This is a genomic window from Streptomyces sp. NPDC040622, from assembly GCF_055593965.1.
This window is the reverse complement of sequence record NZ_JBVIXD010000012.1, coordinates 239,826-253,937: the sequence shown is the minus strand read 5'-3', so window position 1 is coordinate 253,937 and position 14,112 is coordinate 239,826. Positions and strand designations below refer to the sequence as shown.

At 70.8% G+C, this 14,112-nt stretch carries 9 protein-coding genes; 3 read left to right on the top strand and 6 right to left on the bottom strand.

The annotated features are described in order from the left end of the window. Positions 1-24: 24 nt before the first annotated feature. The 3 genes from ACZ592_RS32700 to nsdA all read right to left on the bottom strand — a co-directional run bounded on the left by ACZ592_RS32700 (position 25) and on the right by nsdA (position 3,535). Positions 25-363 (bottom strand): P-II family nitrogen regulator, encoded by a 339-nt coding sequence (locus tag ACZ592_RS32700; RefSeq protein ID WP_055698112.1) that lies wholly within the window; start codon positions 361-363, stop codon positions 25-27. Beyond that, positions 360-1,724, bottom strand: coding sequence for an ammonium transporter (locus tag ACZ592_RS32695; RefSeq protein WP_471585295.1), 1,365 nt, complete (start codon positions 1,722-1,724; stop codon positions 360-362). The genes ACZ592_RS32700 and ACZ592_RS32695 overlap by 4 nt, the downstream gene beginning before the upstream one ends. Before the next feature lie 335 nt (positions 1,725-2,059). Then, complete coding sequence (nsdA, locus tag ACZ592_RS32690; protein WP_471585294.1) at positions 2,060-3,535, bottom strand: transcriptional repressor NsdA; 1,476 nt, start codon at positions 3,533-3,535, stop codon at positions 2,060-2,062. A 431-nt stretch (positions 3,536-3,966) separates the two neighbouring features. Between nsdA and ACZ592_RS32685 the strand changes: the two genes are divergently transcribed. Beyond that, positions 3,967-4,629 carry a bifunctional DNA primase/polymerase gene (locus ACZ592_RS32685; protein ID WP_471585293.1) on the top strand — a complete coding sequence of 221 codons (663 nt, stop codon included), beginning with the start codon at positions 3,967-3,969 and terminating at the stop codon, positions 4,627-4,629. Between the two features lie 167 nt (positions 4,630-4,796). On the opposite strand, the gene ftsY is transcribed toward ACZ592_RS32685, so the two are convergent. Next, positions 4,797-6,008, bottom strand: a complete 1,212-nt coding sequence (gene ftsY / locus ACZ592_RS32680) for a signal recognition particle-docking protein FtsY (RefSeq protein ID WP_471585292.1) — start codon at positions 6,006-6,008, stop codon at positions 4,797-4,799. A 198-nt stretch (positions 6,009-6,206) separates the two neighbouring features. Between ftsY and ACZ592_RS32675 the strand changes: the two genes are divergently transcribed. Then, the gene (locus ACZ592_RS32675) at positions 6,207-7,664 is read left to right on the top strand and encodes a purine-cytosine permease family protein (protein ID WP_471585291.1); all 1,458 of its coding nucleotides are present in this window, start codon (positions 6,207-6,209) and stop codon (positions 7,662-7,664) included. 128 nt (positions 7,665-7,792) lie between these two features. Beyond that, positions 7,793-8,776 carry an LLM class flavin-dependent oxidoreductase gene (locus ACZ592_RS32670; RefSeq protein ID WP_471585290.1) on the top strand — a complete coding sequence of 328 codons (984 nt, stop codon included), beginning with the start codon at positions 7,793-7,795 and terminating at the stop codon, positions 8,774-8,776. Between the two features lie 52 nt (positions 8,777-8,828). On the opposite strand, the gene ACZ592_RS32665 is transcribed toward ACZ592_RS32670, so the two are convergent. Together ACZ592_RS32665 and smc are read right to left on the bottom strand one after the other, a co-directional pair. Further along, entirely contained in the window at positions 8,829-10,253 is a 1,425-nt protein-coding gene (locus ACZ592_RS32665) for a sugar porter family MFS transporter (RefSeq protein ID WP_471585289.1), read from the bottom strand. Between the two features lie 243 nt (positions 10,254-10,496). Beyond that, positions 10,497-14,048: a chromosome segregation protein SMC gene (gene smc / locus ACZ592_RS32660; RefSeq protein WP_471585288.1), complete on the bottom strand. Its 3,552-nt coding sequence runs from the start codon at positions 14,046-14,048 to the stop codon at positions 10,497-10,499. Positions 14,049-14,112 lie beyond the last annotated feature (64 nt).

The following is a 14,112-nucleotide window of genomic DNA, read 5'->3' as shown; positions in this document are numbered from 1 at the left end:
CAGCCCTGCCCGCGCGGGCGGGGTTCACAACGCGTCGGGCCCGCGCTCCCCGGTTCGCACCCGGACGGCCGTGTCGACCGGGACGCTCCAGACCTTGCCGTCCCCGATCTTGCCGGTTCGGGCGGCCTTCACCACGACTTCGAGGAGCTGTTCGGCGTCGTCGTCCTCGACGAGCACCTCGATGCGGATCTTCGGCACGAGGTCGACGGTGTATTCGGCGCCCCGGTAGACCTCGGTGTGGCCGCGCTGGCGCCCGTAGCCGCTGGCCTCGGTGACGGTCAGGCCCTGGACGCCGAAGGCCTGCAGGGCTTCCTTGATCTCGTCGAGCCGGTGCGGCTTGACGACCGCGGTGATGAGCTTCATGCGTCCACCTTCTTGTTCCGCTGGGCCTGGGCACGGTCCTGAGCGCCGTCGGGGGCGGGCACCGCCGCCGTGCGCGGGGCGGTGCCGCCGCCCGCGCCGCTGAAGTCGTAGGCCGTCTCGGCGTGTTCGACCTGGTCGATGCCCGCGACCTCGTCGTCCTCCTCGACCCGCATCCCGATCGTCTTGTCGATGAGGAGGGCGAGGATCGCGGAGGCGATCAGGGAGTACGCGAGGACCGCGCCGACCCCGGCGAGCTGCTTCCACAGCTGGGTCAGGCCGCCGCCGTAGAAGAGGCCCTCGGCGTCGGACTGGCCGCCGCCGGTGGCGAAGAAGCCGACGAGGACCGAGCCCACGATGCCGCCGACCAGGTGGACGCCGACGACGTCGAGGGAGTCGTCGTAGCCGAACTTGAACTTGAGTCCGACGGCCATGGCGCAGAGCAGACCGGCGATGGCACCGATGGCGATGGCGCCGAGCGGTGAGCAGGAGCCGCCGGACGGGGTGATGGCGACGAGCCCGGCGACGGCGCCGGAGGCCGCGCCCAGCGTGGTGAAGGCGCCGTGCCGGAGCTTCTCGTAGAGGAGCCAGGCGAGCATGGCGGCGGCGGTGGCGACCTGTGTGTTGACGAACATGAGCGCGCCGACGCCGTCGTCGTTGCCCAGCCACGAGCCGGCGTTGAAGCCGAACCAGCCGAACCAGAGCAGGGCCGCGCCGAGCATCACGAGCGGCAGCGAGTGCGGCCGCATCGGGTCCTTCTTGAAGCCGACGCGCTTGCCGATGACGAGGATCACGCCGAGCGCCGCGGCACCGGCGTTGATGTGCACGGCCGTGCCGCCCGCGAAGTCGATGACGCCGAGCTCGAAGGCCCAGCCGCCGGTGCCCCAGACCCAGTGGGCGACGGGGAAGTACACGACGGTGGCCCACAGGGCGATGAACAGCGCCCAGGCCGTGAACTTCACGCGGTCCGCGAGGGCGCCGCTGATCAGCGCGGGGGTGATGATCGCGAACATCAGCTGGAAGACGGCGAAGACGTAGACCGGGATGGTGTAGCCGTCCCAGAGTTGGTTGATGCCGAGGCCGCTGAGCCCGACGTAGTCGCCCTCCCAGCCGAGGAGGCTGCCGTGGTCGGTGCCGAACGCGACGGAGAAGCCGTACAGCACCCACAGGATGGTGACGATCCCCAGGCTGATGAAGCTCATCATCAGCATGTTCAGGGTGCTCTTGACGCGGACCATGCCTCCGTAGAAGAAGGCGAGACCCGGCGTCATGAGCATCACCAGGGCGGAACAGATGAGCATGAACCCGGTATTGGCGGCAGACAGCTCGGGGGCGTCTGCGGCGATCGTGATGCCTGGGGGCATCGGCGTCTCCTCGTCGTCGTATGCGGCCCGTGCGGGCGAAGCCTGTGCGGTGCCGAGGGGCCCCTGCTCGGGGAGCGCGGGGCGGTGGGCCGGTTGTGCGCCAGAGATTGGCGCAGCGCGGTTTCGGCGCGTGCCCCTCGGTGTTTCGCCGCAGTGACGAAGAGGTCGTACGTGTTACGCGTCCATGAACTGCCGGGTCGCGCGGGGTGCGATTTCCTACCCTGCGCACACGATGAGAACCGGCCGCGGCGGCCATCCGGCTGACCTGGCGCGGGGGAGCCGAGTCGGGCTGTTCGGGATGGTCCTGCCGCGGCCGGGGCCGGGTGTGCCGGGCTTCAGACCGCCTCCGCGGTCTCCGGCATCTCAAGGGCGAGCCGCTCGGTGATCTGGACGACTTCGGCGACGTCCCCGAAGTCCCGCACGGCGGTGTCGACGGTCTTGCGCAGGCGGGTGTTGACCCGCTCGGAGCGGACCTTCTTGGCGATGTCGAGGGCCTGTCCGGTCAGGACGGTGCTCTGCTCGGGCTCGCGTTGAAGCAGGTGGACGGTGGCTTTGCCGATGAGGTTCAGCGCGTACGAACGCTGGTGCTCCAGGTCCTTCTGGAAGAGCTCCACGGCGCGGTCCATGACGGGCTCGGCGAGCGAGGCGTACGTGGGGCTGCGGCCTGCCACGTAGGCCAGGTCGCGGTACGAGTGGGCGTTCTCCCCGTTGAGCTCGGCCTCGGAGAAGAAGCGGATCCAGTCCGGCTCGGGCTCGGTGAACTCCTCGGCGTCGGCGAAGGTGTCCTCGGCCATCCGCACGGCCCGCTTGCACTTGCCGGGCTGGCCCATGCTGGCGTACGCCCGGGCCTCCATCGCATACAGCATGGCCTGGGTGCGCGGGCTCGCCACGTCCCGGCTGCCGTACTGCGCGAGGTGGATCAGTTCGAGCGCGTCGTCGGGCCGGCCGAGGTGGATCATCTGGCGGCTCATGCTGGAGAGGATGTACGACCCGAGGGGCTTCTCGCCCGCCTCCTTCGCGGCGTGCAGCGCCAGGACGAAGTACTTCTGGGCGGTGGGCTGCAGGCCCACGTCGTAGCTCATCCAGCCTGCCAGCTCGGCCAGTTCGCCCGCGACCTTGAACAGGCGCCGGGAGGTGGCCTCGGGCTGGGGCTCCTGGAGCAGGTCCGTCACCTCGTGCAACTGCCCGACGACGGCCTTGCGCCGCAGCCCTCCCCCGCACTGGGCGTCCCACTGGCGGAACATCACCGTCGTGGACTCCAGGAGGTCGAGCTCCGGCTTGGACAGCCGCGCGGGGCGGCGCAGCGCGGCGGACTCGGGCTCCGCGGACGGCGCGGCGGTCGGCGAGGGCACCAGCCAGCGCTGCATGGGCTCGATGAGCGCGGGGCCCGCGGAGAGTGCGAGCGAGGTGCCGAGGAAGCCGCGGCGGGCGAGCATCAGGTCGCTGCGCGAGAACTCGCTGATGAGCGCGACCGTCTGGGGGCCGGTCCAGGGCAGGTCGACGCCGGAGGACGCGGGCGTGCGGTGGGCGGCGCGCAGGCCCAGGTCCTCGACGGCGACGACGCAGCCGAACCGCTCGGAGAACAGCTCGGAGAGGATGCGGGGAATCGGCTCGCGGGGATTCTCGCCGTCGAGCCAGCGACGCACCCGCGAGGTGTCCGTGGAAATGTGGTGGGCACCCAACTGCCGTGCTCTGCGGTTGACTTGACGGGCCAGCTCACCCTTCGACCAGCCACTGCGCACGAACCACGACGTGAGCATCTCGTTGGGGCGCTTCTCAGCGTTCACTCCGCCTCCGCCGTTGCCGCCCACTGGAACGCCCCCATCCCTCATGACGCTTACACGCTGTCCACGCCAAGCCCTAACAGAATGCCGCGTCTTGCGGCCGCCCGTCCGGAGAATGTCACCCATCGAACAGGAAACCGACTTGCCTCCGGCATACCCACGGGTGCTCGAACTCCCGGGGCCGTGTACTGAAAGTAATCCTACGATCACCCCTCTCGCGAGGGCGATCCCGGAAACGCCACCATTCGCCACCCCTTCGAATGAACTCCCGGGCGGCCACAAGCGATTCACTTGACATAGGTCGACGGAAAGTGGGCGGAACGGAGTGCGCCGGGGCGTGTACAGCCGGGCGCACCACCCGGGAGCCCACCGGGCGCCGTCGCCGAACGGACCAGAACAGCGGGTAACGATCCCATTCCGTCACGTAACCGCGGCACGCTCGACCCGTTGGAGGGGGCATGGGCTTCACGATCGGCGGCATCCGGGGTACCGACAAGCCCCGGACCGGAACACGGCGGCGCGGCCGCACGTCGGAGTGCACCACGGTGGCCGAGTACACCGGGCTCTGGGGCTGGGACGCGGTGCCCGGCGCGCGGGCCCAGGACGGTGCCTGCTCGTGCGGGACGGCCGGCTGCGCCGCACCCGGCGCCCACCCCCTGGACTTCGCCCCCGAGGTTCCCGCGGGCGCCACGCTCGACCAAGTGACGGACTCCTGGGCGCAGTTCCCCGGCTCGGCGGTGCTGCTCCCGGTGGGGCGGGCCTTCGACGTGATCGAGGTGGCGGAGACGGCCGGGCGCCGCGCCCTGGTCCGGCTGGAGCGGATGGGGCTCCCCCTGGGACCCGTGGCGGTCACGCCGGACGGCCGCGCGCAGTTCTTCGTCGCCCCCGGCGCCGCGGCCGAACTCCCCCAACTGCTCTACCGGATGGGCTGGGACGACGCCGCCCTCGACCTGCACGGCCTGGGCCTCGGAGACCACATCACCGCCCCGCCGTCCGACCGCGGCGGCCTCGGCCCGGTCCACTGGCTCCGCTCCCCCGCGCTGGACACGGCGACGAACCCGCCCCAGGCCCGCCTCCTGCTCGGCACCCTGGCGTACGTCGCGCACCGGTCACCCGCGTAGGCCCGGTCGCCCGCGTAGGCCCGGTCGGCAGCTCGCCCGCAACGGGCCCGCACACGGAAGGGCCCCTCGCACCTGCACCGTGCGAGGGGCCCTTCTTTCAGGACTGTCAGGGCATGTCAGGGCCGTCAGGGCACTTCAGGACCGTCCGGCCCCGGCCGCTCAGACCCTCATTCGCCAATGAGCGCGTCCACGAACGCCTCGGGCTCGAACGGCGCCAGGTCGTCCGCACCCTCGCCGAGGCCGATCAGCTTGACCGGCACGCCCAGTTCGCGCTGGACGGCGACGACGATGCCGCCCTTGGCGGTGCCGTCGAGCTTCGTCAGGACGATGCCCGTGATGTCGACGACCTCGGCGAAGACCCGCGCCTGCACCAGGCCGTTCTGTCCGGTCGTGGCGTCGAGGACGAGCAGCACCTCGTCGAGCGGGGCGTGCTTCTCGACGACGCGCTTGACCTTGCCGAGCTCGTCCATGAGGCCGGTCTTGGTGTGCAGCCGGCCCGCGGTGTCGATGAGGACGACGTCGGCGCCCTCCGCGATGCCCTCCTTGACCGCGTCGAAGGCGATCGACGCGGGGTCGCCGCCCTCGGGCCCGCGGACCGTGCGGGCGCCGACGCGCTCGCCCCAGGTCTGCAGCTGGTCGGCGGCGGCGGCGCGGAAGGTGTCGGCGGCGCCGAGGACGACCGAGCGGCCGTCGGCGACGAGGACGCGCGCGAGCTTGCCCGTGGTGGTGGTCTTGCCGGTGCCGTTCACCCCGACGACCATCACGATGCCCGGCGTCTCCAGGCCGGACTCGGTCTTCACGGTGCGGTCGAAGTCGGTGCCCTCGGCCGTGCCGAGGAGTGCGACGAGCTCCTCGCGGAGCAGGGTGCGCAGTTCGTCCGGCGTGCGGGTGCCGAGCACGCGTACGCGCTCGCGCAGTCGCTCGACGAGCTCCTGGGTGGGTGCGACGCCGACGTCCGCGGTGAGCAGCGTGTCCTCGATCTCCTCCCAGGTGTCCTCGTCGAGGTGCTCGCGGGACAGCAGCGTGAGCAGCCCCTTGCCGAGCGCGTTCTGCGAGCGGGAGAGCCGGGCGCGGAGCCGGACCAGGCGGCCGGCGGTGGGCTCGGGGGTCTCGATCTCCGGCGCGGCCGGCTCCTCGACGACCGGGGCCGACGGCTCGGCGAGCGGGAGTTCCACCTCCTCGATCGTGCGGCGCGGTTCGTCGCGCGGCGTCTCGGCCTCTTCGCCGACCTTCGGTTCGGCGGGAGGGGCGGTGATGGTGGGCGTGCTGGACGGGGCCTGCGGGGGCAGCTGCTTCTTCTTGCGGCTGCCGATCACGAGCCCGCCGAGCGCGCCGATCACGACCACGGCGATGACTACAGCAAGGATGACGATTTCCATAACCCGTCCAGTATCGGCCATGGCCCCCACAGAGGCCCATCTTGTGGTTTCCTCCAAAGAACATAAGCCCTGGGAGGGTACTACTCGGACTAAAGTACGATGGAGCTCGCCGCATCAACGCGCGTAGAGTCCATCGCGATCACCCCCACCGACGGATCGCAGCGTTGCGAGCCGAGCGAGAGGCACGGACCCACCCCCATGAGCACCACCGCCGAATCCGAAGGCGCACTCGAGACGCGCGGCCTTGAGCCCGTCCCGGACGCCGAGCGCACCGGCCGCACCCGTGAGCTGTTCCCCACCTGGGTGGCGGCCAACATCAGTGTTCTGCTGCTCACCATGGGCGCCGGCCTCATCGTGACCAACGGCCTCAACTTCTGGCAGGCCCTGGTCGTCGCCCTCGTCTCCCCGGTGCTCAGCTACGGCATGGTCGGCCTGATCTCCATCGCCGGCAAGCGCGGCGGCTCTCCCGGCATGACGCTCTCGCGCGCGGTCTTCGGCCAGCGCGGCAACCTCTTCCCCGGCGCGCTGATCTGGGTCGCCCGGTGGGGCTGGGAGACGATCAACGCGGTCACGGGCGCGTACGCGATCATCACCGTCCTGAACATCTGCTTCGGCGTCGAGTCCAGCACCTGGCTCACCGTCGTGACGCTCGTCGCGTTCGTCGCGTGCACGTTCCTCATCAGCGGCCTGGGCCGCAAGGTGCTGCACGTCTGCAACACCTGGGCGACGTACCTCTTCGGCGCGTTCAGCGTCCTCGTCCTGGTCTACCTGGTGGCCAACACCCCCTGGTCGGACGTCTTCTCCCGCTCCGCGGGGTCCACCGCCGCGATGATCGCGGGCATCGGCACCATCGCCGCGGGCGGCATCAGCTGGGTCCCCACGGGACCCGACTTCACCCGCTACCTCCCGCGCCGGGCCTCGAACAAGGCCCTGGTGGGCAACGCGATCGGCGGCGCCGGCATCGTCGTCGTCCCCATGGTCCTGATGGGCGCCGTGATGGCGGTCTCCACCCCGAGCCTGTCCCAGGCGTCGGACCCGGTCTCCTTCCTCGGCAAGCTCCTGCCGACATGGATCGCGGTGCCGTACCTCCTGATGGCCCTGATCGGCATGCTCCTGATCAACTCGATGTCCATGTACTCCGCGGGCTTCACCGCGATGACGCTCGGCATCAAGGTCCCGCGCGCGTGGGCCGTCTCCATCAACGCCATCATCAGCCTGGTCTTCGGCTACCTCCTGATGAACGTGGCCACCAGCTTCATCGGCTCGTTCATCTCCTTCCTGACCCTGCTCGCCGTCGCCTTCTCCGCCTGGATCGGCGTCTTCGGCATCGACATGCTGCGCCGCAAGACCTACGACGGCGAGGCCCTGATGGACACCAGGCGCACCAGCGCCTACTGGTACAAGGCGGGCTTCGCCTGGCAGGCCATGGCCGCGTGGGCCATCGCCCTGGTGGTGGGCCTGCTCTTCACCAAGGTCGACTGGTTCAGCGGCCCGCTCGCCACGTCCTGGATCGGCCGCAACGGCCTGGGCTGGCTGACCACGATCGTCATCGCCGCCGCGCTGTACGCGGTGCTGCCGAAGACCCCGCTCGTCGAGAAGGACGCGGCGCCCACGACCGGCAAGGGCGAGGGCGACAGCGAGCTGGTCTCCGCCTGACCCCCGCCTGATCCCCGCCAAGTTGCCCCCGGAGTACTCCAACTTCCGTACGAGGCTACCCATCTGACACAACGTCAACTAACGTCCCCCTTCGCCGCCGCCCACGCACGGTGAAGGGGGACGTTCCCATGACCGCCACAGTCGTACGTTTCAACCTCGTCGATCCCGCGGCGACGCCCGCCTCGCTGAGCGAGCGCTACCGGGCCGCCCTGGAGATGGCCGCCTACGCGGACGACCGCGGGATCTCCACGGTCCAGACCGAGGAGCACCACGGCGCCGAGAACAACTGGATCTCCTCGCCCTTCACCTTCGCCGGTGCCGTCTTCGGCGCGACCCGGCGCATCGCGGTCACGGTGTCCGCGATCATCGGGCCGCTGCACGACCCGCTGCGGCTCGCCGAGGACATCGCCGTACTCGACCTGCTGAGCGCGGGACGCCTGGTCACGGTGGCGGGCATCGGCTACCGGCCCGAGGAGTACGAGCAGTCGGGTGTCGACTGGAAGCGGCGCGGAAAGCTCCAGGACGAGCTCCTGGAGACGCTGCTCAAGGCCTGGACGGGCGAGCCCTTCACCTTCCGCGACCGCACCGTGCGCATCACCCCGCGCCCCTTCACCCGGCCGCACCCGCTGCTGCTGGTCGGCGGCTCCTCGAAGGCGGCGGCCCGGCGCGCGGCCCGGCTCGGCCTGCCGTTCTTCCCCAGCGCCCACCTGCCGGAGCTGGCGGCGTACTACGACGAGCAGTTGGCGGAGCACGGCACCGAGGGCTGGACGATGATGCCCGCCGCCGAGACCCCGCTCCTGCACATCGCGGACGACCCGGACCGCACCTGGACCCTGCACGGCGAGCACTTCCTGCACGAGGCCCGCACCTACGCCTCCTGGCAGTCCAAGGACATCCGCTCGGCGGTGAAGTCGGCGGCGACGACGGTCGAGGAGCTGCGCGCCGAGGGCGTCTACCGCGTCCTGACGCCCGACGAGTGCCTGACGTACGCGAAGAGCGGCGCCGAGAGCCTCGTCCTGCATCCGCTCGCCGGCGGCATGCCCGTCGACGAGGGCTGGCGGAGCCTGCACCACTTCTGCGAAAACGTACTGCCCCGGCTCAAGGACAGGTGAGAACGAGTCCTTCGGCCGGGGCAGCTTCCTGAAGAGGAGGGGGCAGCGGGGGTTAGCCCATCTCCTCCAGGGCCTTGCCCTTCGTCTCCTTGACGAACTTCATAACGAAGGGGATCGAGATCGCGGCGAACGCGCCGTAGATGATGTACGAGCCGGTCAGGGACCACTCGGACATGCTCGGGAAGGTCTTGGTGATCGCGAAGTTGGCGAGCCACTGGGCGGCCGCCGCGACACCGAGCGCGGCGGCACGGATCCGGTTGGGGAAGATCTCGCCGAGCAACACCCAGACCACCACGCCCCAGGAGAGGGCGAAGAAGAGCACGAAGGCGTTGGCGGCGATGATCGCGGTCAGGCCCTGCGCGTTGGGCAGCGAGACGTTGTCACCGGAGCCGGTCCGGTACGAGAACGCCCAGGCCATGGTGAACAGCGCCGCCGCCATGCCCGCGGAGCCGATGATCGCCAGCGGCTTGCGGCCGATCCGGTCGACGAAGATCATCGCGATGACCGTACCGACGATGTTCACGATCGACGTCTCGAACGAGTACAGGAACGAGCTGGACGGATCCTTGCCGATCGACTGCCACAGCTGGTTCGAGTAGTAGAAGATCACGTTGATGCCGACGAGCTGCTGGAAGACCGAGAGCCCGATGCCGATCCAGACGATCGGCAGGAAGCCGACCTTGCCGAGCAGGTCCTTGAAGGACGGCTTGTGCTCGCGGTGCAGACCGGCCTCGATCTCGGCGGCGCGCGCGTCCAGGTCGATGTCCGTGCCCTCGACCTCGCCGAGCACCTTCTTCGCCTCGGCGGTGCGGCCGACCGAGATCAGAAAGCGCGGCGACTCGGGAATGATGAAGGACAGCAGCCCGTAGAGGAGAGCCGGGACGACCATGACGCCGAGCATCCACTGCCAGGCCTCAAGGCCGAGCAGCTTGCCGCGCTGGTCGCCGTCCGCCATGTTCAGGATTCCCCAGTTGACCAGCTGGGAGACGGCGATGCCGATGACGATGGCGGCCTGCTGGAACGAGGCGAGCCGGCCGCGGTAGGCGGGCGGCGCGACCTCGGCGATGTAGGCCGGGCCGATCACGGAGGCCATGCCGATGCCGATGCCGCCGATGAGCCGCCACACCGTCAGGTCCCAGGCCGCGAAGGGCAGGGACGAACCGATGGCGCTGGCCGCGAAGAGGACGGCGGCGATCTGCATGCAGCGGATGCGGCCGATGCGGTCGGCGATGCGGCCCGCCACGGCGGCGCCGATGGCACAGCCGAGCAGCGCGGTGGCGATGATCCAGCCGAGCATGTTGGCATCGACGTCGAAGCGGTGCTGGATGGCGACGGTCGCGCCATTGATCACCGAACTGTCGTAGCCGAAGAGGAAGCCACCCATCGCGGCGGCCGCCGTAATGAAGATGACATGGCCGAGATGGTCCGGCTGGGCCGCTCTGGCTCCGGACTGAGGCGCCTGCGATGTGCTGGTCACGTGTACTCCTCGGGCCACCGGCAGCGTTGCCGGGGGTGGGGGCGAGCTCTTCAAGTGGCGCACAACTTCACGCCGCCCACCACCTGAAGGTAAAAGCAACGTTGCAGAGACTATGCCTTCAAGTTTCGAAGTCAATAGGGGGGCTGCTGTGAATTTATGGGCACTCTGCGGCTTCATACGTTCAAGCCTTGAAGTATTGGATACGGGGTACCCGGGTGGGCCTTCGGGGCGCCCGGGCGGTCCCTACCGGAGGCGCTGGCTGATGACCTTGGAGACGCCGTCGCCCTGCATCGAGACGCCGTACAGCGCGTCGGCGACCTCCATCGTGCGCTTCTGGTGCGTGATCACGATGAGCTGCGAGGCCTCCTGCAGCTCCTGCATGATGCGGATGAGCCGCTGCAGGTTGGTGTCGTCGAGCGCCGCCTCGACCTCGTCCATCACGTAGAACGGGCTGGGCCGCGCCTTGAAGATGGAGACGAGCAGCGCCACGGCCGTCAGGGACCGTTCACCGCCGGAGAGCAGGGAGAGCCGCTTGACCTTCTTGCCGGGCGGCCGGGCCTCGACGTCGATGCCGGTGGTCAGCATGTTGTCCGGGTCGGTCAGGACGAGCCGGCCGTCGCCGCCGGGGAAGAGCCGCGAGAAGACGCCCTCGAACTCCCGGGCCGTGTCGTAGTAGGCCTCGGTGAAGACCTGTTCGACCCGCTCGTCGACCTCCTTCACCACCTGGAGGAGGTCGGCCCGTGTCTTCTTCAGGTCTTCGAGCTGCTCGCTCAGGAACTTGTGGCGTTCCTCCAGCGCCGCGAACTCTTCGAGGGCCAGCGGGTTCACCTTCCCGAGCTGCTGATACGCCCGTTCGGCGGACTTCAGCCGCTTCTCCTGCTCGCCCCGGACGAACGGCACCGGCTTGTTGCGCGGGTGCTCCGGGTCCTCCGGCAGCTCCTCGCCCTCGGCGGCGGGCGAGGGCGGCACGGGCTGGTCCGGGCCGTAGTCGGCCACGAGTCCCGCCGGTTCCACACCGAGTTCCTCCAGCGCCTTGGCCTCCAGCTGCTCGATCCGCAGCCGCTTCTCGGCACCGAGTACCTCGCCGCGGTGGACTGAATCCGTCAACTTGTCGAGCTCGGCCTTGAGATCGCGCCCCTGGTTGCGCTCGGCGACCAGATCCCGCTCCCGCACCTCCTTGGCCCGCTCGGCGGCGGTACGTTCCTCCTGCGCCCGTACGAGGGAGACCTCGACGTGGGCGAGGAGCTGACGCCCGCCGGACGCGACGGCCTCGGCGACCGCGGCCTCGTGGCGAAGGCGTGCCCTGCGCTGCTCGGCACGCGCGCGTGCCTCGCGTTCCGCGCGCGCGGCCCGGTCCAGGGAGTCGGCGCGGCCCGCGAGCGCCTTGACCCGCTCCTCGTGCGTACGGGCCTGGAGCCGGGCCTCCATCTCGGTCTGCCTGGCGTTGGCGCCGTCGGCGGCGAGCCGGTCGCGCACGGAGGTGTCGGGCTCCTCCTGCACGGGCGTCTCCTCGGCGACGGTCAGCCGCTCGGCCAGCTCCTCGGCCTCCTCGACGGCCCTGTCCAGCGCGTCCTGGGCCTTGGCCGCGGCGGCGGTGCTGCGCTCGGCCTCGCCCGCGGCGCCCCGCGCCTGACCGGCGAGCCGCCCCAGCTGCTGCGCCACGGAGGACTTCTCCCGGTCGGCGGCCCTGCGCCGCTCCCCCAGCTCCTCGACGAGCGCGGCGCACGCGGTGCGCCGCTCCCCCGCGTGCTCCTGCACCTCGGCCAACTCCTCGCACTGCGCCGCCAGGTGCTCCAGCTCGGCGGCGGCCTCGTCGACGGAGGCCTGGACCTCGAGCAGGCTCGGCGCCCCCGCGGACCCGCCGTGGGCGAAATGCGCCCCGAGGAGATCGCCCTCGGCGGTGACGGCGGTCAGCTCCGGATGCGCGTAGACCAGGTCCTCGGCGTCCTCCAGCGTGCCCACGGCGACGGTCCCGCGCAGCAGCCTTCGCACGGCGGGCATCAGGTCGTCGGGCCCGCGTACGAGGTCGGCGACGTGCGGCGGCCCGTCGGAACGTTCCGCCTGCGGGGTGTCGGGGGCGCCGCCGAGCAGCAGCGAGGCCCGTCCTGCGTCCTGCTTGCGGAGCAGGCGGATCGCCTCGGCGGCCGTGGCCGGGCCGTTCACGGCGACGGCGTCGGCGCACGCGCCGAGCGCGGCGGCGACCGGCACCTCGTAGCCGGGGGCGACGGTGAGCAGCGTGGCGGCCGGGCCGAGCAGCCCGGTGAGCTGATCCTTGGCGGCGACCAGCGCGCCGGTGCCGTCCTTGCGGCGCAGGCCGAGCGCGAGGGCCTCGTGGCGGGCGGCGACGGCGGCCCGCTTGCGTTCGGCGGCGGTGGCCGCCTCCCGCGCCGCGCTCAGCGCGGCCTCGGCGTCGGCGAGCTCCCGCTTCGCCGTGTCGTGCCGATCGCCGAGCTCCGCGTCGCCCGCGTCGAGTCCGTCGACCTCTGCCTTGAGCTGCTCGTACTCCTCCTGGGCGGCGCCGGCGCGCTCGCCCGCCTCGTCCCGCGCCACGGCGAGCCGGTCGATCTCGGCCTGGGCGGAGGCCGCCCGTGAACGGGCCGCGTTGACCTGCCCGTGCAGCCGTGCGAGCCCCTCGCGCCGGTCGGCGATGGCCCGTGCCACGTCCTTGAGCCTGCGCTCCTCGACCGCGAGCTGCTGTTCGAGGTCGGCGCGGTGGGTGACCGTGTCGTCCAGGGCGTGCTCGGCCGCCTCGAGCGCCGCCTCCAGTTCGGCCTCCTGCTCGCGGATCCGGGCGGCCTCGCGCTCCATGTCCTCGGGGTCGCGGCCGCGCCGTTCCTCGGGGGGCGCGGCGGTGGCGCTCTTGACCCGCGCGTCGGCCAGGGAGACGGTGCCGCGCACCCGTTCGGCCAGCTGGGACAGCTCGTACCAGGTCTGCTGGGCGCGCTGCAGGCGCGGCGTGAGGCGCCGCACCTCCTCCTCCAGGCGGGCCTCGCGGTTCTGGGCGGCCTTGAGCTCGGCCTCGGCGCCCTCCTTGCGCTCCTTGAGGGCGGCCTCGTCGGCGACCTCGGCGTTCAGCGCCGCGCGCATCCGTACGAGGTCGTCGGCGAGCAGGCGCAGGCGGGTGTCGCGCAGGTCGGCCTGGATGACGGCGGCCCTGCGGGCCACGGCGGCCTGCCTGCCGAGCGGTTTGAGCTGGCGCCGCAGTTCGTCGGTGAGGTCCTGGACGCGCGCGAGGTTGGCCTGCATCGCATCCAGCTTGCGCAGCGCCTTCTCCTTGCGCTTGCGGTGCTTGAGGACGCCTGCGGCCTCCTCGATGAACGCGCGCCGCCCCATCGGGTCGGCGTGCAGCACCCCGTCGAGCTGGCCCTGGCCGACGATGACGTGCATCTCCCGGCCGATGCCGGAGTCGGAGAGCAGTTCCTGGATGTCGAGGAGGCGGCAGGTGTCGCCGTTGATCTGGTACTCGCTGCCGCCGTTGCGGAACATGATCCGCGTGATGGTGACCTCGGCGTACTCGATGGGCAGGGCGCCGTCGGAGTTGTCGATGGTGAGGGACACCTCGGCACGGCCGAGCGGGGGCCGCCCGGTGGTGCCGGCGAAGATGACGTCCTCCATCTTGCCGCCGCGCAGGGACTTGGCGCCCTGCTCGCCCATGACCCAGCTCAGCGCGTCCACGACGTTGGACTTGCCGGAACCGTTGGGACCGACGACGCAGGTGATGCCCGGCTCGAACTTCAGCGTCGTCGCCGACGCGAAGGACTTGAAGCCGCGCAGAGTCAGGGCCTTGAGATGCACGCCGTCGGACTCTACCTTTCACTGACCGTTTCACCCATGAAGGTGCAGGGCACATCAGACGGTA